Here is a 21,352-nt window from a genome sequence, read left to right on the forward strand (position 1 = left end):
TGAACTCCATCGCAACACCGAACAAGCAATTGGCATTCCAAGTGCATTAAACCACCGTATCGAGAATATCTTTCATGCACTGCGTTGGGGTGCGTGATCAAGTTTGCTGAATGTGTTGCAATTTGCTGCATACGATTTGTGCACAAATGCAATCCCTCGATTCACTTTTTCAACAATCCAGAAATTGACGTCGCGAACAAGGATTCCACAATGCTCTCGTTCAGAACCAATTCACTCGCGATAACCATCGCATGGGCCATCTCATTCCATTGGATTGTCCTCAACGCCAATCAAACCAGCGCCGCCGAAGAGATCGTGGCGAGCACTGACACGATTGACTCCGTCACGCTGTACCGTGACCAAGCGAGTGTCGTTCGCCGGATCGAAGTCCCCGCATCTGCAAAATTGCAACAAATCCGGGTGCCCCATATTCCCGCAAGTTTTGTAGAGGGATCTGCATTTTCACAGTGCGAATCTGGCAGCGTTATTCGCTCGACTCGCGTGATGCCGGTCAATTCGCTGTCGCACGAGAACGAGGAAAAAGTAAAAACACTCGCCGACGATTACAACAAATTACTACGCGAACTGAACAAAGCAAAACAGTCGTCTACGGTGATCGAACAGGACTTGATCACGCTAGAGAAACTTGTCGACTTTTCGGCGAGTAAAACGCTTGAAAATCTGGACCGTGCCACGCTGGACGTCCAATCGGTTACCGCACTCACCGATTTCACAATGGAGCGGCGACGTCGCTTAGCGACCGAACTATATGAACAGCAGACCGAGATCGAAAATCTAACCAAGGCAATCGAAGTCAATCGGGCGGAAATCGAATCGATCCACAATCAGCGAAGCAATACAAGCGAAGCGTTGATCGAGGTAATGTCACCCGACGGCGGTCTGCTGCGTTTTAATTATCAAGTCACCAATGTCAGATGGATGCCGAGCTACACCGTCCGAGGCAAACGCAATGACAAAGGCGAATCGGATTTTTTGATCAACTTCGAAAGTGTCATTGTGCAAAACAGTGGCGAAGACTGGAGCGACGTTCGTCTGACGCTATCGACGGCTCAGCCAGACGTGCACTCCGCCGGCCCAAGTCTGACTCCGTTACGTGTTGGCATTTCAGAAACAGCGCCAGCGTCAACTCCCGCAACCGCGATGTTTGCTTCCGATGAATTGGAGATCCCTGCTTGGCAAGACCAAATGGTTTGGCACCGCGACATCACGCGAAACACAGAGTCGGGACTGAAACAAATCGCCGAACTCGAGGCCCCTGCGAAAGTTCAACGCGATATCGCCTTGGACGCGGGATCGAACGTCAGCGACGAAAACTACAACATTGCCAACCGCATCGAAATCCCTAGTCGACTTGGAAGCCAAACCGTTGCGGTGACTCACGACACGTTGCTTGGTGATTTGAATTATGTCGTCACGCCGCTATTGAGCAGTTTTGCCTTTCGCGAAGCGGACTTAAAGAACACAATCGGCCGAAATTTGATCGCTGGCGATGCCGACATTTATTTGGATGAAAAATTCATCGGCCAAACGACGCTGCCGCCCACTGCGGCGGGACAACGATTCCGAATCGGATTTGGTGCCGACCGCCAAGTCCGAACGCGGCGAGAATTGATGTCGCGTGATTCTTCGGTCCACGGCGGCAACCAACGCGTCGCTCTGAAATACCGGCTGGTCGTTTCAAACTATCACAACACCGTGATCCCCATCCGTTTGTTGGACCGCATTCCGCTGGCGACCCAAAATGAATCCATCAGCGTCACGCTGGCGGCGGACGCAGCGAATCAATTGTCTACCGATCCGCTCTACCTAAGAATGCAAAGACCGACAGGAATATTGCGTTGGGATCTCGATATTCCTGCGGATCGTTTTGGCAGCAACGCCTACGATTTCGAGTATTCATTCACGATTGAACACGATCGCGAGAAACGCATCGTCGGTGACCGCATGCTCGAACAGATGCGAAGCGACTATCGATTCGAAAACTCTGGCGGTGGCGGATTCGGCGGTGGCATGGGCGGCGGTGGCATCTTCTAAAACAACCCGTCCAAGCAACGTAGGCTGACAAATACGGAAAAAACAAGCGAATTTGACAGGCGAACGAGGAGAACAACTCCGTTAAAATCGAGAAAAGTTCGGCAGGTTGAGCGGGGCCAACAAATAGATGTAATGATGGCCCCGGCACCCTTAACAGTAAAGAACCAATGAACTGGAAGAACATCGTCACCTTTCGCACCGCGAAAGCAGCGCTGACCGACGCTATTTCCGCAACGAGAAATGTGGCGATCTTGCTGCTTACGCTCACAGCACTACTCGCCAATGTTTCAATCGCGGAAGATGCCCGTGTCGTGGTTTCCGTCAGCGGCGATCGGCGACTGGATGTATTCGCGGTCGATGGCAGCGGCAAATTGCATTTGAAATCTCAAACGGAGATCGAAGCCAATCCGGGCACATCCCGTTTTGATTCGACGGGTCGCAACCTGTACGTCGGCTGCGCCAACCCTGATTCGATCATCGTCGTCCGCGACACACCCGATGGGCTGACTCCACTGCAAAGTGTCGTGGTTCCTGGCAAACCGTCCTACCTCAGCGTGACACCCTCGGGCCGCTTCTTGATTGCTTCGTATTACGCGACTGGACAAGTCACGGTACATCGAATTTTGGGCGAAGGCCGGCTTTCGAATGAACCTGTGCAGACGCTTACTATCGACGAACGTGCTCACGGCGTGGCCATCGATCCCAGCGGAAAGTTTGTGTTCGTGCCCCATACCCGGCCCAACTGTATCACTCAGTTTCGTCTGGACGAGCAAACCGGACAATTGTCACCCAACATGCCGCCGAAGCTTGTGCGTGAACAAACCGTCGGACCTCGGCACCTAGGATTTCATCCCAGCAAAAACTTTGCCTATGGCAGCAACGAACAAGGCCGCAGTGTTAGCGTCTATGAGTTCGCCGCTCAGTCGGGAACACTTAGCGAACGGCAAACCGTATCCAGTGTGCCGGATGACGCCAAAGGCACCACCTCGCACGTCGAGGTACATCCGTCGGGCAAGTTCGTATATGTCGCCAACCGAGGCCACGGCAGTTTGGCTGCCTTCGAAGTGGATTCCGAAACGGGCTTGATTTCGTTGATCGATCGTGTGCCAACGGAATCAACGACTCGATCATTCAACCTATCGCCCGATGGACAATACTTGGTGGCAGCGGGACAAAAGTCGGGCAAACTGGTTTGTTATCAAATTGCAGACGACGGGAAACTGACGCAATCCGATTCGGTTTTCGCGGGCAAGGCACCGTGGTGGGTTTCGTTTTCACCGACCGCTGGGATCGCAACCGAACCCGTCTCAACCAGCGACACGCAAGTCCACGATCGCAGCCTCGCCCTGGGCCAAGGCGCAATGGCAGGCGAAGTCACGGATACGTCGGTGCTGTTGCAAACCCGTCTGACCCAGGGAACTGCGTTGAATCCCCAAGGCGATCTACCCGGCAGCCTCGGCGTTGCCGGTTTCCAGTGGTCGCAGAGCAACGATTTCGAGGACGCCTCTCGCACGCCACTTCAATCCGCTTCACCTGAGCACGACTTCATCGTCCGTGCATCGCTAACGGGGCTCAACCCTGACACTCAGTACTTTTATCGAACCGTGTATGGCGAATCCGACGCTAAACTCGACTTTGGTCTCACGTGCTCGTTCCGCACTTTGCCTGGTGCAAAGGTTGCCCGGCCAGTCAAGTTTGTGATCGGCAGCTGCATGAACTACGTCAAATTTATGCACGGCAAAGCAGGCAACGCGAGCGGACCATTAACAGCAACCAACGCAGACAAACAACTGGGCTTTCCAGCTTTCGCGTCGATGAAAAAACTGCAGCCCGAGTTTTTTGTCGGCACGGGAGACATTGTTTACTACGACAACCCATTCCGAGTTGCCAAGACGGTCGAAGAATTGCGGCGATGCTGGCACGAGCAATTTCGTTTTCCCCGCATGATCGAATTCCTGCAACACGTTCCGGCCTACTGGTCCAAGGATGATCACGATTTTCGCTTCAATGATTCCGATCCACAGACAAACAAACTGCCGTCGGCCGAGACCGGAATCAACATGTTCCATGAACAGTTGCCACTTGCACCGTCGGACGCCGAATCGCCATCGTCTTATCGCACGATTCGTGTCAGCCGCGATCTGCAAATCTGGTTGACCGAAGGCCGCGACTATCGCAGTGCGAATGACTCACCCGACGGGCCCAACAAGTCGATGTGGGGAACCGAGCAGCGTGAATGGCTAAAGTCGACGCTCGCGGCAAGTGATGCGAAGTGGAAGCTGTTGCTCAGCCCGACTCCGATGGTTGGCCCAGACGATGGCTACAAAAACGACAACCATACGACGCTAACAGGATTTCGATACGAAGCCAATCAATTTTTTGACTGGGTGAAAGAAAACCAAATCGGAAACTTGTTTTTGGTCTGCGGCGACCGCCATTGGCAATACCACAGCATCCACCCATCCGGCATCAACGAGTTTTCTTGTGGAGCACTCAACGACGAGAATTCGAGAATGGGCGTGCTGCCCGGCGCTGAATTTGGGTCGGATCCCAAAGGGCTAGTTCGTCAGCCCTTTACATCGCCCGAGCCCAGCGGTGGCTTCGTTCAGATCGTCGCAGGCGAGTCACTTGATGTTACGTTCTTTGATGATCAGGCAGCGAGGCTGTACAACGTCGAATTTGAATAACCGTGACCTCAGTGGCCACACGCCACGCCGCCAGTTTCGCTAAGCAGGTAGGCAGGAGTCTTTCAGTAAATTGGCCGTTTTGGCGCTAGCCACGGTTCCGGCGCTGAACCGGGGCTAGCGCCCAAACGCAACGCTGTGAAGCATTTTGAGCACGTAAAAAGCGGGGTTTTCACCAAGCTCCGAATATAAAAAAAGCCAGATTCCCCCCAAACACTAACTGAAACACTTCAGTCAGAAAGGAATCTGGCCATGAGTCGCAAGAAGCAGACAAAACGTAGTAAGCAAAACCAACGTCGCAAACCTAACCGCCAATCTCGTCGCAAGAACAAGACGATCTTCAACGAGGTGTGTCGTTGGATTGTTCCCAAAGGTGAATTGTTTACCAAAGATACATTTCATGGCAATATCAAATGGATGCCCGAAGAATTGGCGATCCAGGCACTCATCTGGTCTTGGCAAAATGAGATAAACGTCACCGATGCCTTCGATCAGACGATGGAAATCTGTGAAGAGCTGGGGCTTCACTGCACCGCCAAAACCTACACGGCCTTCATGAACGCATTGGATCGCTACGAATCGCTGTTCACGACGCGGCTTCGCCAGAGACATCAGTCATTGGCCCAGGAAGTGGGCGGACGTTTTTGGAGGTCCGCTGACTGGGTACTGATCGGCTTCGATGGGTCACGCGTGACGGTCCCGCGAACGGCCGCCAATGAGAAAGCTTTTTGTGCACCCAACTATGGCCGCGGCGTGCGTGCCAAATACGGAAAGAAGAAGTCCAAGGGGATGCGACGGAAGCGGAACCAGAAGAACAAACCTCAGCCACAAGAACCTCAAATCTGGGTCACGATGATGTGGCACATGAGCCTTCGTCTACCGTGGACTTGGCGTTTGGGGCCATCGAACTCAAGCGAACGAGGCCACGTCGTGGAGATGCTTAAGGAAGAGACTTTCCCGGAAAAGACACTGTTTTGTGGTGACGCGGGCTTCGTAGGTTATCCTCTGTGGAGTGCGATCCTGGCTGCCGGTGGTGACTTCCTTGTTCGTGTCGGAGCGAACGTGAAGTTGCTCAGCGAGCAGGCTGATATCAAGCAACTCGGTGGAGGTCGAGTCTTGTGTTGGCCCAAGGGGAGGATGGAATCTGGCGCCCCGCCGCTGAAGCTGCGTCTGGTGAAAGTGAAAGTTGGCAAGACGAAGATGTGGATGCTTACGAGCGTATTGAGCGCTCGTAAGCTGAGGCACAAGCAGCTCATTGGTTACTACAAAATGCGTTGGGGAATCGAAGTCGAATTCCGCGGCTTAAAACAAACCATTGACAAGCACAAACTACGTTGCCGCAACAGCGATCGGGCATTGGCGGAACTGGACTGGTCGATTCGCGCGATGGCGATTGCCGAACTGCTGGCGCTGCGAGAACAGATTCCCGAACAGCAAGACGTTCCCGAGCAAGTCGACTATGATCCGAAAAAACGAAGTTTGGCCAACACGATGCGTTGCTTGCGACGCTGCATGCGTCGCCTCGACAAATATTGCAGTGCGAGTGACAACATGCTGCACAGCCTGTCGCAAGCCCTCGTCCAGACCTATCAAGCGGGCACGGACAAGAAGGCGCGTTACCGTCCAAAGAACCCACACAAGAAACCGTTGGGCGATCCTGAAATAAGAAAACTGAACATGGAAGAACGTAAAAAACTCGCCGAATTCCATCAAAACCAAGCAGCCTAAAATGCTTCACAGCGTTGGCCCAAACGGCTAACGGGATTTCCCCAATGATTCCTGCCTACCTGCTTACCCCATTGATTCCTAAGTCGTGGCCCGTGAACACCTACCAGGGCACTTTCGACGAGAGAAATGTGCTATTCTCGTAGGCCCGCCGTCGTTGCTGAATCCAAGCCGCAGCGAGCGTTGTCGGCACAAAAGAGCCAATCCCCCCCAAAACAACTCCCGAACGGGCAGTGCTAGACGAGCGTTGCTTGCGAACGTCAACCAGCCACTGCCTGCAAACGAATCCAACCTAGTCCAACGAAAGACCTCTGCGAAATGATTCCGTTAACGATGATGCCGATCCTCCTTGGGGAGACCGTGACACCTAAGCTTTCATTGGCCTACCTGATTTCGTTGTTGGTCATCGCAGTTGTGTTGCTGCTCGTGCTGATTCTCAAGCTTCGCATGCAGGCTTTCCTGGCTCTGATTCTGGCCAGTCTGTTCGTGGCCGTCGGGTCATCGAAAGAGCTGACTGGCGGCGTTGGCAAGCTGGAACTTGCCTCCATCGGCGATCATATCCAGAACAGCATGGGCTCGAGTCTCGGCTTCATTGCCTCGATCATTGGGCTGGGGGCGATCTTCGGTGCCTTGCTCGAAAATTCGGGCGGGGCTCAAAGTCTAGCAAAGTCGCTGATTCGATTTTTCGGTGACAAGCGTGCACCGTGGGCGATGGTGCTGACCGGCTTTATCATTTCGATTCCAGTCTTCCTCGATGTCGCACTGGTGATTCTTGCCCCAATCATTTACGCATTGTCACGTCGCACCGGCAAATCGATTTTGACGTATGGGCTGCCTCTGTTAGCAGGACTGATGGTCACGCACGCTTTTGTGCCCCCGACGCCTGGGCCTGTTTGGGTCGCATACGAATTGGGCGTGGGACTCGGTTGGGTCATTGTACTGGGATGCCTCGTCGGACTTCCCACCGCGATTATCGGCGGCATCGTTGTCCCTCGTGGCATGGCGGATCGTCTCTACATTGCTCCGCCCGAACTACTCGACGATTCGGTAACCGTCGATGACAACGCGTTACCAAGCTTCGCATCGGTCCTGGCATTGATCGGGTTGCCAATCGCAATGATCTTGCTGGGAACGATCGTAAAGGAATACATGGCATGGGACTTGGCTGCGGGGCTGACACGCGACGAATACGCCGGCGCGATTGCGAGCAAGATTGCCGAAGCTGGGATCGGAACAAAATTACTAACGTTCTTCGGGCATCCTATCATCGCGTTAGTGACCGCAACGGTCACCGCATTAGTATTTCTCGGGTATGCCCGCGGTTATGACAAGTCTCAGTTGATGGAGGTCACCACCAGGTCGCTCGGCCCGGCGGGAGTCATCATCCTGATCACTGGCGCAGGCGGCGTGTTCAAAGGAATCATGGGCGAGAGCGGCGTTAGCGATGCTTTGCGAGATCTATGCCAAGGCTGGGGCCTAAACATTTTGATGCTGGCATACCTCTTTGCTTTATTCGTCCGGCTCGCACAAGGATCTGCGACGGTGGCGATGGTAACGGCGGCTGGTTTGATGAGCTCGATGACGGACGGTCTGTCACAACCAAGGCTCGCATTGGTCGTGCTTGCCATTTCAGCAGGAGCCTCCGCGGTGTCACACGTTAACGACAGTGGATTTTGGATGGTCAGCCGGTATTTACTGATGACCGAGAAGCAAACATTTTCGACTTGGACGGTGATCTCAACAGTCGTGTCGATTGTTGGATTCGCGCTCACGCTCGGTCTGTGGTATCTGCTGCCGTTCATGGGCCTGTAAGCACGATCCTGTCGTAGCGGAATTCGTGCGTGAATGTTGGTCCCAATAGCGTTTGATCGAAAGTCTTGACGACTTCCGCTACCGGTTTTCGGAGCGGTTCGCAGATTTACCGGCAGGTGCTTAAGATCGCAGATACCTTGTTTGCATCAAATGCAAACGCACCTAACTCGGTGGCGTTGTGCGCCGAAACGATTGACGCGATGCGGGCACACTCACGTGCCGAGCATCCTTTGGCCCAAGCGAACAAGAAGGCACCGTGAAACGTGTCGCCGCAACCGGTGGTGTCTCGAACGTCATTGACTCGGGTTGCCGATTGATGCCAGGGCGTCTGATCCGTCTCGGCAATCCAACTGCCGCGTTCACCGCAAGTCACCCCGACGCAACTCGCGTCAAATTCACTTTGCAGAAACGAGACCAATTCAGACGGCGAAACCTTGGCATACGATTTTGTTATCGCTTTGAAATGTTCGAAAGCAAAATGCTCCGACACGATCAAAATGTCACTCACTTGGACAAGCGGCAGGACCTCGCTGCGGTAGCGATGGGCACCGCCATCGAACGAAACCAGTGTGCCGTGCTGTTTAGCAACCTCGATCGCCTGCAAACAGGTTCGCAAGTGTCGCCCATTGAGATGAAGAATTTTTGACGCGGCAACGGCCTCCGCCAATCCGTCGCTCCAGGGCAACTCACGTTCACTCGCCGGTGAAAACACAATCGTCCGCGACGCCGACGCGGCGTTGACCCAAATGGTCGCCACCGAAGCGGTTTGGTCTTCAAGCTGGCGAACCCCCGCCACATCGACGGATGCGGCGCGTAACGCTGCCAAAATTGACTCGGACATCGGATCAAAACCGAGTAAATCGGCAAATGCTGCACGACCACCGAGCACACCGACGGTCGCGGTGGCCACAGCAACGCCGCCACCGATCCCGACCGCTCTCTGCCTGGCTCGAACCACGGTTTCCTCGGCGGGAAAACCGTCAACCACCATCACTGTGTCGAGAACGGAGACCCCGATTCCGATCAAATCAAACCGTTTTTGCAATTGAGTTTCCTTGTTTCTTGTCTAACTCCCTTGACACCGCGACAGCTCGCATCAATTATCAATCGTTCTATGACGAAGATGACTGGGCTTGCAAAACGCTTTCCGAAGCGGCCCCAATTAGTCCACGCGGCGCTCGCGTGGCGGCTGCAATTGCCTCAGTCACGTCACTCACCATGTTGTCGGATACCCTTTCTGTGGCTCACTGGCACCTCCTGGACACTTTTGCATCACCACGCAAGCTCGTCCACCTCCGATTGTTTCCCACCTGTTTCGTTCTCGCCCTTACGACCACTTTGCTCTCGATGACGCTTGGTGCCAACTCGGCACCCGCTGCGGATATCGATCCGATGGACTGGCCTAATTGGCGAGGCCCGCAGCAAAATAACAGCTCGTACGAGACCGGGCTGATTGAAAAGTTTGATCCCAAAGGCGGCAAGGGCAGCAACGTCTTGTGGAAAAGCGAAGAGGCCGCTGGCATTTCGACTCCGATCGTGATGCACGGACGACTTTACACCATCGTTCGCGATTCACCAGGCACCCGCAAAGACGCCGAAAAGGTGATCTGTCTCGATGCCATCAGCGGCGAAGTCATTTGGGAGAATATCTACAACGTGTTTCTCTCGGACGTTCCTGCCGAACGCGTGGGATGGTCCAACGTTTGTGGTGATCCCGAAACCAATCGCGTGTATGCGCTCGGTGCATGCTGTTTGCTGCAGTGCATTGATGGCGAAAACGGCAAAACGCAGTGGGATCGTTCACTGAGCGAAGAGTACGGGATGCTAAGCACCTACGGGGGCCGGACAAACTCGCCCGTCGTGTTTGAAAACCTCGTCATCATCAGCGGTGTCACCACGGGTTGGGACGAAACCGCACGACCGGCTCACCGATTCATGGCCTTTGATAAAACAACAGGTGAACTCGTTTGGATCACAAGCACGCGTCCGTTGCCCGAAGATACAACGTACAGCACGCCGGCGATCGCGGTGATCAATGGTCAACAAGTTTTGGTAACCGGGTCTGGTGACGGGACGATCCATGCGATCCAGCCTCGCACGGGCAAGGTGCTTTGGCACGAGGCATTGTCGCGTCGCGGCATCAACACCAGCGTCACGGTCGATAACCAAGGCAAAGTGTACGCCGGGCATGGCGAAGAAAACCCCGAGGGAACGGCAATGGGCGCGGTCGTCCGCATCGATGGCGAATTCGCATCGCTCGATTCGGCCTCGGCCGAGCAGTGGCGAACCGAAGAATTGACCGTGGGAAAAAGCTCACCGCTGAAAGTCAACGACCGACTTTACGTGGTCGAAGATTCCTCGCGGCTGCATGTACTGAACGCAGAAACCGGTGAAGAAATTGGTAAGCCGCTGAAACTGGGCACCGCGATGCGAGGTACTTTGCTGTACGCCGACGGAAAAATTTATGCCTGCACCGCGACGGGCTACTTCTACGTGTTGGAGCCCAGCGAAGATGGCGTCCAAACGCTGTTCAAAGTTCGCTTGCCGAGTGGACACGACGTGGGCGGATCACCGATTGTGTCGCATGGGCGGATTTATTTACCCACCACCGGCGGCCTGTTCTGTCTCGGGTCCGAGGACGTGAAACCAACCATGGGCCCGGTAGAACCCACTGCGACGGAACGCCCTGTCAGCGAAAACACTCAAGTCGCCCAGTTGCAGTTGATCCCCGCCGAAGCGATCGTTCGCCAAGGCAGCGAGTTGCCGCTGCAAGTGGTCGCCTTCAATTCGCTAGGCCAACGACTTGATTCCTTGCCAACCGACTTGACGTTTGAAGTGGCAGGGGACGGTGGCACGGTCGATGCAAAGGGCGTGTTCCATTCCTCTGCAACGAATGCACACCAAGCCGCGATCGTGACCGTGCACAGTGGCTCAATCACTCAACAAGCTCGTTTGCGTGTGATTCCTGAATTGCCATGGACGTTCGACTTCTCTTCGGGCGAAGTCCCGGTGACTTGGATCGGAGCTCGCTATCGTCACGAAGCTCGCGTGATTGACGGCAATCCTGCGATGGTAAAGATCACGACAATCCCCAAAGGAACCCGCAGCCAAACTTGGATGGGGCCCTCAGATTTAAGCGGCTACACCGTCACGGCGGATGTCAAAGCTGCCGCGGGATCATCGAAACTTCCCGATATTGGGCTGATCAACGGACGCTACACGCTCGATTTGATGGGCGAGTCGCAACAACTACAAATTCGCACATGGACTGCTCAACTTCGCATGGCAAAGAGTGTTCCGCTGCAGTGGAGTGCAGACACTTGGTACACGATCAAGGTCCAAACTAAAGTGGAAAATGGCGAAGCGATCGTGCAAGGCAAAGTGTGGCCACGGGATCAAACCGAACCAACCGAGTGGACTTTGACGGCGACCGATGAAGCGCCGAACCATCAAGGCAGCCCGGGTTTGTTTGGCAACGCAACCAATGCCGAAATCTTTATCGACAACGTTTCGGTTGTAAAAAATGGCGATTGATCATAATCGAGTGCGATCACCTGTTCTACATGCAGGTCGCGTGGCGCACGCCCCTCCAACGCTGTGAAGCATTTCGTAGCGGAACTCGTCAAGAGTTTCGGGGGGCATCCACCATGGAACGAAAGTCTTGACGACTTCCGCTACGCTAAATTAGCACGAATCCCTATGAGGAAAAATACTTCACAGCGTTACCCACCGGGGTTCGCTGCGTGGACGGTTATCCGCCGTCGCAAGCGTGGATTTGGTGAAATTGGGAAAGGCTTCGTCGGGCATGTTTTGCTTCTGCGACGGCCAATATTCGTCCCAACATTCGGGATCGACCATGTGATAGTGGAAGATCTTGCCAGCAGCGGAACTGAAGTAGCCGTACTGGCGAAAATAGGATCCGATCGTTCGGTGGTTCGGAATCGCCTCGCGCCAGTCCTGATAGTTGGAGTAAACGCCGGACGTGTAGGGGGCCACACGGTTAAGCAAATCAACACCAGCCGAAGTCTATTTTTCACGAGTCAGCTTTTCTTCAATGTGTTAGCCATGATTCGTTGTTCAACAAGTCGCCATCAATACAACAAGACGGAACTCGTCCAACCTGCCAACCGACAATTCAAAGTCATTCATAAAAACAGACTGAGTGCGCGTTGGCGATGCGAAGTGTGTGGATGATTCAGACTTTTCCCAAGCAATCCCAATGGACAGCAGCAAGACGTTGGGCAGGACATCACTTTGCATGTTGTGGCTGACTGGCGTTGGTCTTTTTCAGCCATGATTCCAGCTCTGATCGAAGTTGCTCGGCCTTTTCTGGCATTTCGTCAGCGAGATTTCGCGACTCGCTGATATCGCTTTTTAGGTCATAGAGTTCAATCGAATCATCGTCATAATACTTGATTAATTTGTAGTCACCTGAGCGAACTGCGCTTCCCAGTCGATTCTGTTTGTGAAAAGCGTAATTGGGATAGTGAAAGTAGATCAACTCGCGTTTCAATTCTGATTCGTTTTCAATCAACGGCAACAGAGAGATTCCATCGGGAGTATTGGATGGATCTGCTTTCAGATTTGCAGCGTCAAGAATCGTTGCATGAATGTCCATGGTGATCGCCGGCGTCGAAGTTTGCGTGCCTTCGCTGACGTGACCAGGCCAGCGAACGATCATCGGGACTCGAATACCGCCTTCATACAGGTAACCTTTCTCCGCCCGAAGTGGTTGAACGTTGGCACCGAACGGTCCGTTGTCCGACGTAAAGATCACCAGGGTGTCCTCGCCCAGGCCCTGCTGGTCGATTGCATCGATTAGCTTGCCAATCGATGTGTCCATGCCCTCGATCATTGCCGCATACGTCGGATTCTCGACGCCCGGTCCTTTGCGTTGCTCGTATTTGGCGGTCAAATCGGCGGGAGCTTGGAAAGGATAGTGAACCGAGTAATTCCACCAGCAAAGAAAGAACGGCCGGTTCTCATCTGCTTGGGCGGATTTGATAAAGTCGATGCATTCCTCGGCGCACCTATCGGGCAGGTATTCGCCGTCGGTTTTCCCTTGCAGATTGGGAATTCCGTACGGACTGAAATAGCTTGGAGGCCCGCCAAAATGACAGCCTCCAATATTGATGTCGAAGCCCTGATGTTCAGGCCGCAACTCCGGTTCAGTCGGATGATCCGCGTCGGTATTGGACGTTGATCTGCTGCGATGGGAGAGATGCCACTTGCCCACGAATCCAGTCGCATACCCAGCGGCTTTGAGTTGCTCGGCCAGGGTAACCCGCTCCAGAGGCAGGAGTCGCAGCCAAGTCGGTGTGATCAAATCCGTCCCAGGCTTTTGAAAATTTTCGGGGTGCCCTCCGGCGTGATTGGTAATGTTCAGGCGAGCCGGTGACTCTCCCGTCATCAACGCCGCGCGTGTTGGCGTGCAAACGGGAGCCGCCGAATAGGCGTCTGTAAATAGCAAGCCTTGCGTTGCCAGCCGATCCAGGTGGGGCGTGTCAAGTTTTTCGTTGCCGTAGCAGTGAAGGTCTTTCCACCCAAGGTCATCTGCCATGATCAAAACAACGTTGGGCAGTTTCCCTTCCTTTTCTGATTCCTTGCCAAACGCGGTCGCCGAAAAGGCACAGAGGACAATTAACGAAGCCGATAAATACTCAACTCTAAATCTTTGCATTGTTAATCTCTGTAGATAGTGTTCGATTGAGGTAAGCCGGAATGGCGTAAAGTTAAGCGATTTCGTTGTAGCGAAACTCGCCAAGAGTTTCGGCATCCCCTGCAAAAACGGGGTGGACGAAAGACTTGGCGACGTTCGCTACGGGCTTAAGTCCACGCCATTCGAGGCACAGGCCTCGAGGAAGAATTGGCCTGAGGCGATTGGCCCGAGGCTGATAGCCTCGACCGTGTCTAGCGAGCAGTAGGGGCCAACTTGCCGGCTTGACGTTGGTTGGGCATATACCACTCGTCCAGCAATGCACTGAGCTCCTCGACTTTTGCTGGATTCGCCTCAGCAAGATTCTCCTTTTCTTTCGGATCGTCTTTCAGGTTGTAGAGCTGAGGCTCGGCGTTTTCCGGCGGATACCTCATCGACCCTCGCGTTCCATCGTACGTCAGCAAGAGCTTGCTATGCCCCTGGATCACCCAACGATACAAGAGCGATGCTTGGGGGTTTTCGATGTCGGCGATGTCGTGGGCAAATGATTCGCCGAAAATTGTATCGCGTTCGACGGCCTCGCCCGACTTCAATTGCGGCAACAGATTCAGTCCGGGGAAATCGTGCGGACCTTCTGCTTCGGCGGCTGCTAAAACGGTCGGCACAAAATCAATCGACGAACAAAGTTCGGGACGATCCGCAGGGGGAATCTTTCCGGGCCAGCGGAACATGATCGGCGTTCGTGTGCCGAGCTCGTAGGGACTCCGCTTGGATCGCGGTCCGTAGCCCCCCACTTCCTTCTGGATCCAGCCGTTGTCTGTGACGTAAATGACAAGCGTATCGTCGGCAATTCCCGAGTTGTCGATGTGGTCCAACAGAGTACCGCAGGTTTCGTCGAACCATTCGCACATCGCGTAGTACTGAGCGATCCGTTCCTGCACTCCCTTTTTCAGGTACTTGTCAAGAAGCCGAGCGGGCGGATTGTGTGGTGTGTGTGGCATCACCGGTGCGTACCAAAGAAAGAATGGCTTTTCCGCTTCCACGCTGCGATCGATAAATTCAGTGACCGGCTTCATGGTTTCGCGCCCGATCGCCAGCCCCGCATCACCATGTCGTCCGCCCGGATTCGGATACCCCTTGGTCATTCCTTCGGTGAAACCACCGCGCTCAAATGAACCTTCCCACCATTTTCCGCTCTGAAAACTGACGTAACCCTTTTTGGCCAGCCATTGAGGCAAGGCACCGGTGCGATCAATATGGGTGAGCAGCAGCTCGCGAGCGTCTTTACCCGCCTTTTCGGCGTGAGCTTGGTTTGCGGGTGTGCGGGCGGGGTCGTTTCCGGTCGTCTTGTTCTGATGCGAATAGAGTCCCGTGATCAGTGTCGATAGCGCCGGGCGACACAATGCGGTTGGAACATAGCCACGCCGAAACAACGTGCTCTCTTTGGCGAGCTGGTCAAGGTTCGGCGTTTCGATGTCCTCGTGCCCCATGAAACCATAGTCGGTGTAACCCTGGTCGTCGGAGAGGATCAAAACAATGTTCGGCGGTTTGGAGTTGCCGGTTGTCGCGGTTGCGATCACCAAAAGAAGCGTGAGCAGGCGAAAGAGACTATTCATGTGGTTCGTCATGTTGACTTGGTGCCTTGGCTGAGATGGAGGACTGGGCCTAGTAAGCAACGAACGGAAATTCAATGGGATAGGCTTCCGGCCGGTCATTCCAGTGTCGACAGGCTGGAAGCAAATCCCACTTCAGGAAAACGAGCTGTTCTCGTGTATTGTGATCAATCATTTGCCTTTGATAGAGAGGACTAGATATTACTCCCCTGGTTCTCTCCTGCACGCTGCGTCAAATCCTCTGGCCCCATAATGATATCCTTGTACGTGAAAACTTCAGGAATCATCGGGTAAACGTTTTCTTCTGCTTCCACAGTCACATCGAGCAAGTAGGGCTCGTCAGGGTCGGCAAGCATTCGATTGATCGCTTTGGCTAACCCTTGTTTTTGGGTCAGGTACGTTGCTAGGCAGACGCCTGCCTTTCCGGACGCACGGGCATAGCCCCTGAGCGGCATGGACCGCGCCCTGCTCATGCTCGGTACGGATGCAGCGAATCCCAAACTCATGCAGGACATCAAAGATCTCTAGGTTCGCGCCGCCGGGATAGCCAAACAAGGGCGTGAACGTTGCTTTGTGCAAGAGCGTTGCGTGTTTTGGGAATCGATTGTCGCAAATCACCAACGAGTGATGAGTATAATGCCCCCATTCCAATCTTGCGTCTGATCAATCATTGGGCGTCCGTCTGAGCAAGGAATCGGTATGGTCATGACAAAAATAGGCTGTGTGTTACTGGTGTCACTGTTTCTGGCTTCCGCGCTCTTGGCGGAAGACTCGATCGCAGATACTAAGTTTGAACGGCTCGGCGAGCAGTATATCGACCAATTCGCGGAATTCTCGCCCGTGCAGGCGACTTCCTTGGGCGACCATCGGTTTGATGGGAAGCTTGACGATGTAAGCCAGGCGGCCAGAGATCGCAAATTCCAATGGCTCTCTGACTTCGACAAACAACTTGATGGCATCGATTCGAAGCAGCTCTCCCGCGCCAATCAAGTCGACCTCGCGCTTTTAAAACAGTCGATCGAGTACAAACAATGGCAGGCCACGGAACTGCAAGAGTGGAAATGGAACCCACTGATCTATACCGGGATCAGTGGAGATTCCGTGTACAGTTTAATGGCCAGAGATTTCGCGCCGCGTCACGACCGTCTTTTGAACGTCGCCAGCCGTCTGGAGCAGTTCCCGCGTTTCTTTGAGCAGGTCCGATCGATCTTGGATATTCCGCGCGTGCCGCAGGTGCACGCAAAAACCGCGATGGCTCAAAATTCAGGCATCTTGAAGTCGATCGACAACTATGTTCGGCCATTCCTCGATGAGTTGCCAAAACAGGATCGCGACAGAGTCTCCAGTGCCATCCGAACCGCCGAATCGGCTGTTCAAAATCAACAACAATGGCTGGAATCCGAGCTGCTTCCTGGTGCGAAAGGTGACTACCGGCTTGGGATCGAGCTCTATCAGCAAAAGCTCGCATTCGCATTGCACTCGCCCTTGCGGCCTCAGGAAATTCGTGATCTTGGCGAGCGGCGGATCGAGGAGCTTCATAACCAGATGTACGCCATCGCAAAGCCGATGTACCGGGATCAATACCCGCTGACGCAGTTCCCCGAAAAACCATCCGATCCATTTCGACGTGCCGTGATTCGGTTCGGACTGGAAAAGGCATATGAAGATGCGCCACGGGCAGACGAGATCGTCCAAACCGCGCGGCAGTCGGTTGCCGCGGCAACCGAGTTCATTCGCCAAAACGATGTGGTGACACTGGTCCCTGACCCGCTTGAGATCATCGTGATGCCCGAGTTTCGTCGCGGTGTCTCGTTGGCCTACTGCGACTCGCCCGGCGCGTTAGAAACCGATCAGCCCACGTTTTATGCCGTCTCGCCACCGCCTGCAGACTGGACCGACAAACAAGTGCTTTCGCATTTGCGAGAATACAACACCCGATCAATCGACGTGCTGACGATCCACGAAGCGATGCCCGGACACTTTCTGCAACTAGCACATGCCAACCGCTACCAAGGCAAGCTGCGCCATCTCTTTCAGTCGGGCGTCTTTGTCGAAGGCTGGGCCGTCTACTCGGAATGGATGATGTGCGAAGAAGGGTTTCGCGATCACGACCCGCTTTTGAAGCTGATCACACTGAAATGGTATCTGCGTGATGTGACCAACGCGTTGCTTGATCTTGCGGTCCATGTGGACGGCGGCTCTCGCAGCGAAGGCATGCGAATGTTGGTAGAGGATGCGTTTCAGGAGGAGCGTGAAGCGGCTGGGAAGTGGACCCGCGCCCAAATCACGTCCGCCCAATTGCCAACCTATTTCGTCGGGTATCTGGAGCACGTGGCCCTACGTCGTGAGGCCGAGCAGATGTGGGGCGACAAGTTTAATCTTAAGGCCTATCACGACAAAGTTCTGTCGTTCGGTTCTCCGCCACCCCAGCTTGTTCGTGCACTGGTTCTCGACAAACCCATTCCGTGACACCTGGTACATTGCTATTAAGCCGTTGATGAGATCACGTGCGTTTTTCTGAATTGCCCGAGGCTGAGCCCTAATTCACGCTAAAAAACGGCGCAAAGCTGGCTTGAGTCACGAAACCCACTTCGGTGGACAATCATCTTGATCGAAATTCCAGGCTCGAAAAGTTGCGTTTTCGCCAACTCCAGGCGCACCCGAGTGATTTCCTCACCCACCGTGCACAGCACTACCTCTTTAAAACGCCGTTCGAGCATTCTTCGCGACAAACAGGAATGTGTCGCCACATCGTCCACCGAGAGGTGCCCTGAGCATTTGTTGCGATAAAATGAAGGCACTTGGCAATATCAGGACCCGCCACTCCATAGGCGTCCGACGAAACCGTCGAAAGCCTGGAAAACCAAACCAGTAACCGTGGCCAAGGAGACTTCGCCTAATCGCGTTCGCATCACTAGATTAGAGCGTCGATTCCATTTGCGTTGTCAGCGAGGGCTCGAATGCCTCATCGCTGGGGGCGTACTTTTGCAATAAGGTCGTGCCAACTTCGTAGCAACAATTACCAAGTCGTCGAACCCGAGCAACTCGCAAACGGACCCAGAACGTGGGCAATACGACACGCAGTTCTTCCTCAGGGAAAAACTCGATGGCACTTAGAAACCCTGAGCCGGTACGTGAAAAGTCACGCGTGTAAATTCCATGCGGTGCCGAATTGCGTGGACGAAACGGCAGTGCGACTTCCGACCATAACAGTGCGCGGGTTCGAATACTGATCCGTTGGTTGCTCCGCTCATCAGTAGGAAACGACATCGATGCCTCGCCGTTGTTGGCGAAGTAGTCGGACAATTCGTCTGGCAATTGGATGTCCCATTGCACTTGAGCGAATAGATCGTTTAGGCGCTGAGAATAATCGACTTCCAACATTCCAACACCTCTGGATCGAATGACGCGGAACCCTCACGCTCGAGAATCTCAAGTGCCTTGTGGCGAGTGAGGGGTTTTCGGTAGGGACGTTGGCTGGTCAGTGCTTCGAACACGTCGACCACCGCACAGATTTTTGCCCAAGGATGAATCTCAGAACCAACACATCCCACTGGATAACCATGCCCGTCCATACGTTCATGGTGTTGATAGACCATCAACAATTGGCCTTCATTTAAATCCGTTCGCTTCGCCAATTTGCGAAACCCTAGACCGGGATGGCGTTTGACTTGTCGAAATTCCCAATCATCTAACTTCCCAGGTTTGGCTAAGATCCGCTCGTCAATATCGAGTTTGCCAAGATCGTGAAGCAGACCGCCAGTGGTGATTTGTTCGACTTCTTCGGTCGAGTATCCCAAACCGGCTGCCAACATCGCAGAATAGAACGCGACATTGGTTGAGTGAGTAAAGGTTGCGTAGTCGTGATGAAGCACGCGAAACAAGTCACTTGCGGCAAATTCATCTCGCGTAATGATCTCCGCCGTTAATGCGCCTAGCTGGCTGACAGTCGCGACTGCCTCGTTGACATCGCGATTACCAAAAGCCGAGCGAAGCGAATCGAGCACGACCTCGTTCAAGGCGCCAACTTGTAATTGATGGGTGACGTTGACGGAACCTAGATCCGAATCAAGTAATCGCCGCAGATAGGATTGATAGCGAGGACCGGAATCTTTTGCGATATACAGCAAGTGATTCCCGCGATCACGGAGTCGGTCGAGATCATCCAACGTTAATGGATAGGTGGCACCGCGATAAAGTACGAAACGTCCGGAATCTTGTTCACGTTGGAATAGATCGAGCCCCACTGCACTTGCTGGAAGCAAGGTAGCAACGCTAATCGGTAAATAATCCAATGCGAACATGCTGAACACACCTAAAGGTTCGTCTCAATAACCCTAACGTCAGGTCACTGCTTCTGAACCTTAGGACGAACGTTCGCGCTCGCAGACAGTTTCCAAACTGAATCTTCAACTTTCTTCACCAACATGCCGGTGGCTGCCGCGCTTAATCGGCGCAACACGCCTCAGGCTCATAATCGGAACCGTTGAGATCCATCACACGATATCGATACGATGACAGCTGCGATCAATGTTAGATCAGGCGACCTTTTGTTCTGCGGATGCGATCATTTGACTTAGAATGTCTTTCAATGAAACCCTAATATCCCAATCGGGATAATGAGCTCGCAACTTGGACAAATCACTGATGTAACAGATGTGATCTCCCTTTCGATTGTCGTCGGCAAGCTTAAAGTCCAGCTTATACCCCCCAATCTCTTCAATTAGCGAGATGCACTCGAGCACACTGGCCGCATTCTCGCGACCGCCCCCGATATTGTAGACCTCGCCGGGACGAGGATTCTTGGCAAACGCTTCGAAAGCTTTCACCACATCGCTGCATTCAATTTGATCACGGACTTGTTTTCCCTTGTAACCAAAGATGGTGTAAGGTTTGCCGACGACGGCGACGTGAACCAGATAGCTGAGAAAGCCATGTAGTTCGACACCGCTGTGGCTGGCCCCAGTCAAACAACCGCCACGAAACACACCGGTCTTCAATCCAAAGTACTTTCCGTACTCTTGCGCCAATACATCGGCAGCCGTTTTGGATGCACCAAACAACGAGTGCATGGTTTGGTCAATACGACAGGATTCGTCGATCCCATCGAAATCATCGGGGCTAGCGTATTCCCAACGCGTCTCGAGTTCTTTGAGCGGCAGTTCGTTTGGCGCGTCACCATACACCTTATTTGTACTCATGTGGCAAAACACGGCGTCCGGAGCGAACTGACGCGTCGCTTCGAGCAAGTTCAGGGTGCCGACCGCGTTGACTTCGAAGTCTAAAAACGGGATCGCTGCCGCTTTGTCGTGCGAAGGTTGCGCTGCGCAGTGGATGATCAAATCCGGCGATTCGTTTTTGAACAGATCCAAGATGGCATCACGGTCACGAATGTCGATCGACTCGGTGCGAAAGTTCTTGGTTTCGGACTCCAATTGACTTTGATTCCATCGCGTGCTGCCATCGGGGCCGAAAAAGGTCGCCCGCATGTCATTATCGATTCCGATCACTTGGTCGCCTGCCGCATCCCAATGACGGACCGCTGCCGAGCCGATCAAGCCACTTGAACCTGTAACCATTACTTTCATGAGAATCTCTGTTCTGGCGTGAAACCGAAAAATGTCGTTGTAAATTGCCGCCCTTGCGATACGTTGCTGCGATTGTAGTTGCTGAGCGAAATGTGACCAGATTACCTCGCTATCGGGCTGCCGACATTCATCGATTCATTACACATCCAATGCTTACAAACGCACCAAGGCAATTCGATAAACGCACAAAAATGTGGTTTTCCGCTTGTGACGCTCTCG

The 21,352-nt window shown here is 53.7% G+C and carries 16 protein-coding genes; 6 read left to right on the top strand and 10 right to left on the bottom strand.

Going from position 1 to position 21,352, the window contains the following annotated elements; genetic code table 11:
- The first annotated feature begins 210 nt into the window (after positions 1-210).
- From SH528x_RS34755 to SH528x_RS34770, 4 genes are all read left to right on the top strand, one after another.
- Entirely contained in the window at positions 211-2,055 is a 1,845-nt protein-coding gene (locus SH528x_RS34755) for a mucoidy inhibitor MuiA family protein (protein ID WP_442508006.1), read from the top strand.
- A 167-nt stretch (positions 2,056-2,222) separates the two neighbouring features.
- Entirely contained in the window at positions 2,223-4,742 is a 2,520-nt protein-coding gene (locus SH528x_RS34760; protein WP_442508007.1) for a beta-propeller fold lactonase family protein, read from the top strand.
- A 249-nt stretch (positions 4,743-4,991) separates the two neighbouring features.
- A complete protein-coding gene (locus SH528x_RS34765; protein WP_442505179.1) occupies positions 4,992-6,467 on the top strand; it encodes a transposase in 1,476 nt (491 codons plus the stop codon).
- Positions 6,468-6,782: 315 nt separating this feature from the next.
- Positions 6,783-8,276, top strand: coding sequence for a GntP family permease (locus SH528x_RS34770; RefSeq protein WP_442508008.1), 1,494 nt, complete (start codon positions 6,783-6,785; stop codon positions 8,274-8,276).
- A gap of 106 nt (positions 8,277-8,382) precedes the next feature.
- Here SH528x_RS34770 and SH528x_RS34775 read toward each other — a convergent pair whose 3' ends face one another.
- Positions 8,383-9,321, bottom strand: coding sequence for a carbohydrate kinase family protein (locus SH528x_RS34775; protein ID WP_442508009.1), 939 nt, complete (start codon positions 9,319-9,321; stop codon positions 8,383-8,385).
- 302 nt (positions 9,322-9,623) lie between these two features.
- Here SH528x_RS34775 and SH528x_RS34780 point away from each other — a divergent pair, with 302 nt between their 5' ends.
- The gene (locus tag SH528x_RS34780) at positions 9,624-11,810 is read left to right on the top strand and encodes an outer membrane protein assembly factor BamB family protein (RefSeq protein WP_442512231.1); all 2,187 of its coding nucleotides are present in this window, start codon (positions 9,624-9,626) and stop codon (positions 11,808-11,810) included.
- A gap of 180 nt (positions 11,811-11,990) precedes the next feature.
- On the opposite strand, the gene SH528x_RS34785 is transcribed toward SH528x_RS34780, so the two are convergent.
- The 5 genes from SH528x_RS34785 to SH528x_RS34805 form a co-directional block, all read right to left on the bottom strand.
- On the bottom strand, positions 11,991-12,284 hold the full coding sequence (locus SH528x_RS34785) for a hypothetical protein (RefSeq protein WP_442508010.1): 294 nt from the start codon (positions 12,282-12,284) through the stop codon (positions 11,991-11,993).
- A 241-nt stretch (positions 12,285-12,525) separates the two neighbouring features.
- Complete coding sequence (locus SH528x_RS34790) at positions 12,526-13,956, bottom strand: sulfatase (RefSeq protein ID WP_442508011.1); 1,431 nt, start codon at positions 13,954-13,956, stop codon at positions 12,526-12,528.
- Between the two features lie 230 nt (positions 13,957-14,186).
- A complete protein-coding gene (locus SH528x_RS34795) occupies positions 14,187-15,548 on the bottom strand; it encodes a sulfatase family protein (protein WP_442508012.1) in 1,362 nt (453 codons plus the stop codon).
- Between the two features lie 191 nt (positions 15,549-15,739).
- A complete protein-coding gene (locus SH528x_RS34800) occupies positions 15,740-16,000 on the bottom strand; it encodes a hypothetical protein (protein ID WP_442512251.1) in 261 nt (86 codons plus the stop codon).
- Positions 15,885-16,163 (bottom strand): thiamine pyrophosphate-binding protein, encoded by a 279-nt coding sequence (locus SH528x_RS34805; RefSeq protein ID WP_442508013.1) that lies wholly within the window; start codon positions 16,161-16,163, stop codon positions 15,885-15,887. The genes SH528x_RS34800 and SH528x_RS34805 overlap by 116 nt, the downstream gene beginning before the upstream one ends.
- 87 nt (positions 16,164-16,250) lie before the next feature.
- Between SH528x_RS34805 and SH528x_RS34810 the strand changes: the two genes are divergently transcribed.
- Positions 16,251-18,014 carry a DUF885 domain-containing protein gene (locus SH528x_RS34810; RefSeq protein WP_442508014.1) on the top strand — a complete coding sequence of 588 codons (1,764 nt, stop codon included), beginning with the start codon at positions 16,251-16,253 and terminating at the stop codon, positions 18,012-18,014.
- 80 nt (positions 18,015-18,094) lie between these two features.
- On the opposite strand, the gene SH528x_RS34815 is transcribed toward SH528x_RS34810, so the two are convergent.
- The 4 genes from SH528x_RS34815 to SH528x_RS34830 all read right to left on the bottom strand — a co-directional run bounded on the left by SH528x_RS34815 (position 18,095) and on the right by SH528x_RS34830 (position 21,133).
- Complete coding sequence (locus SH528x_RS34815) at positions 18,095-18,346, bottom strand: helix-turn-helix transcriptional regulator (protein ID WP_442508015.1); 252 nt, start codon at positions 18,344-18,346, stop codon at positions 18,095-18,097.
- A 118-nt stretch (positions 18,347-18,464) separates the two neighbouring features.
- Positions 18,465-18,929, bottom strand: coding sequence for a hypothetical protein (locus SH528x_RS34820; protein WP_442508016.1), 465 nt, complete (start codon positions 18,927-18,929; stop codon positions 18,465-18,467).
- Complete coding sequence (locus SH528x_RS34825; RefSeq protein ID WP_442508017.1) at positions 18,899-19,849, bottom strand: HD-GYP domain-containing protein; 951 nt, start codon at positions 19,847-19,849, stop codon at positions 18,899-18,901. Before SH528x_RS34825 ends, SH528x_RS34820 begins: the two co-directional genes overlap by 31 nt.
- Positions 19,850-20,083: 234 nt before the next feature.
- Complete coding sequence (locus SH528x_RS34830; RefSeq protein ID WP_442508018.1) at positions 20,084-21,133, bottom strand: NAD-dependent epimerase/dehydratase family protein; 1,050 nt, start codon at positions 21,131-21,133, stop codon at positions 20,084-20,086.
- Positions 21,134-21,352 lie beyond the last annotated feature (219 nt).

Origin of the sequence: Novipirellula methanifontis, assembly GCF_052161655.1 — a bacterium.
GTDB lineage: Bacteria > Planctomycetota > Planctomycetia > Pirellulales > Pirellulaceae > Novipirellula.